Genomic DNA, 2,355 nt, shown 5'->3' with positions numbered 1-2,355 from the left:
CAGCTTCCGGCGGGCGAGCAACTCCAGGTTGATCGACGAGATGTCGGCGAGCAGTGCCCGCGCGGACGCCGTCAACGCCACCCGTTCTCCTACCAGGGGGGCCAACGCCTCCGGGACGTAGACCAGCCGGCCCCGGCCGGGAGCCTTGCCCACCGACAGGTAGACATACGGCCCGTGCAGCTCCCCGCCGGCGCACCGGCAGCCCGGCTTTCCGCAACGGCGGGACTGTTCGACCAGCGCACCGGCCAGGTAGTCCCCGAGGTCGGGAAGCGCGGCCACTAGCGGGAGTTTCCTGGCTAGCGGTTCATGGGTCGGCTCGGATGACCAACGGCTGAGCCCGTAAACCTGGGTTGACCTGGGGGTTTGCGCGTGTCGGTGTTGGACTTGGCAGGCCACTGGGTGTATTACCCATATATGGCATCGATTGTGGGTAAGAAGCGTGGGAACCAGACCTACTACTACCTGGTGGAGTCCGCCCGGGTGAACGGCAAACCACGGATCATCTCCCAGGAGTACCTGGGCAGCGCCGAGGAGGTGATGGACCGGCTTTCCGGGGCAGCCCCCGGGCGCCCGGAACGCACCCAGCACAAGGGGTTCGGGGACCTGGCCGCGGTCTGGTCGATCCTGGAACGGTTGAAGGTCGCCGAGACGATCGATGCGGTGTGCGGCTCGCGGCGATCCGACGCGGGGGCGTCGGTGGGGACCTACCTGGCCCTGGCCACCGCCAACCGGGTCGTCGCCCCGTGTAGCAAGCTGGGGTTCGAGCAGTGGTGGGCCACCACAGCGGGGCCGCGGTTCACGAAGGTACCTGTGGCGGCGACCGACCACCGCCGGTTCTGGGACGCGATGGACAACCTGGACACCGCCAGGCTCGCCGCAGCCGAGGCGACGATCGCCGCCACGATGGTCAGTCAGTTCGGCCTGGACCTGTCCGGGCTGGCGCTGGACATGACGAACTTCGCGACGTTCATCGACTCCACCAACGACCGAGCCCCCATCGCCAAGCGTGGCCACGCCAAGCAGAAACGCAACGACCTGCGCCTGGTCGGCCTCGCGCTCGTGGTCACCCGTGACGGCGCGATCCCGGTCACCGCCCTGGCCTACCCCGGCAACCGCCCCGACGTCACCCAGTTCGGCGCCGTCCTGGACGAGCTCACCGCCCGCTACGGCGCCCTGTTCGACACCCACGGCGACGCTGACGGCGACGCTGACGCTGCCGGCTCGGCCCCGCTGGGCCCGACGGTGGTATTCGACGCCGGACAGAACAGCGCCGACAACTTCGCCCACCTCACGCAGGTCGGGCTGCACTTCGTCGGGTCACTGCCACCGGGCAGCTTCCCCGACCTGCTCGCCATCCCGGCCCGCCGCAGGAACCCCGTCGACCCCGACAAGTACCCCGGGCTCAGCGCCTACGACACCCGCGCAGAGGTCTTCGGCACCGACCGGCGGGTCATCCTGACCCACTCGGTGAACCTGCACACCAAACAATCCGCAGGCTTCGACCAGACTCTGACCAAAGCCACCCGGGAACTGGGCGAGCTCGCCGCGACCCTGGCCCGCGGTAAGACCCGCCGCGGGCCCGACGCCGTCCAGGCCGAGATCACCCGGATCACCCACCCACGCTGGGTCACCCGCGTGCTGACCACCCAGCTCACCGGCACCACCCCCGCAACGATGCGCCTGACCTGGCAGATCGACCCCGCCGCCCGCAAGGCTCTGGAAACCGAGATCTTCGGCAAACGCCTCCTGGTCACCGACCACAACAACTGGACCACAGCTGAGGTCGTCGCCGGGTACCGCTCCCAAAACGACGTCGAGTCAGGGTTCCGCCAGCTCAAAGACCCCCACGTCGTCGGGTTCTCCCCCATGTTCCACTGGACCGAGTCCAAGATCCGCGTCCACGTCTTCTACTGCGTCCTGGCCCTGGCGGTCGCCCACCTCATCCGCCGACAAGCCCACCAATCCGGCCTGGACCTCAGCGTCCGCCAACTCCTGGCCAACCTGGGCGGCATCCAAGAAACCGTCCTGCTCTACCCCACCGGCAACAAAGGCCGACCCCGCGCGCAACGCATCCTCACCGACACCAACCCCACCCAGGCCCGACTGTTCGAGCTCTTCAACCTCGACAAATACGCCCCACGACGCTGACCTTGGGTAATACACCCCGTCACCCCGAAAACAGGGGTTGACCTGCACGTTTACCACTCAAGCACGCGATAGCCAGGAAGCTCCCGCTGATATGTCGTTGCTCTTCGCAAAGCGGATCCCCCTCGGGGGATCTGAGCTCGTCGACGTGTCGGGCGAGTGAAGGCCGGTTGTCGGTGCCGCTCGTTATGTTCCCGGCATTGGAACACG

At 67.6% G+C, this 2,355-nt stretch carries 2 protein-coding genes; one reads left to right on the top strand and one right to left on the bottom strand.

Going from position 1 to position 2,355, the window contains the following annotated elements; all coding sequences use genetic code 11:
• Nucleotides 1-279: DUF6788 family protein (locus VIM19_19430; GenBank protein HEY5187016.1), on the bottom strand; the 279-nt coding region annotated here is incomplete at its 3' end.
• 135 nt (nt 280-414) lie between these two features.
• Between VIM19_19430 and VIM19_19425 the strand changes: the two genes are divergently transcribed.
• Nucleotides 415-2,148, top strand: a complete 1,734-nt coding sequence (locus VIM19_19425; protein HEY5187015.1) for an IS1634 family transposase — start codon at nt 415-417, stop codon at nt 2,146-2,148.
• Nucleotides 2,149-2,355 lie beyond the last annotated feature (207 nt).

This window comes from Actinomycetes bacterium, from assembly GCA_036510875.1.
Classification (GTDB): domain Bacteria; phylum Actinomycetota; class Actinomycetes; order Prado026; family Prado026; genus DATCDE01.
Note: the sequence above shows the minus strand (reverse complement) of the source record. Positions and strands in the feature narration are given on the sequence as shown.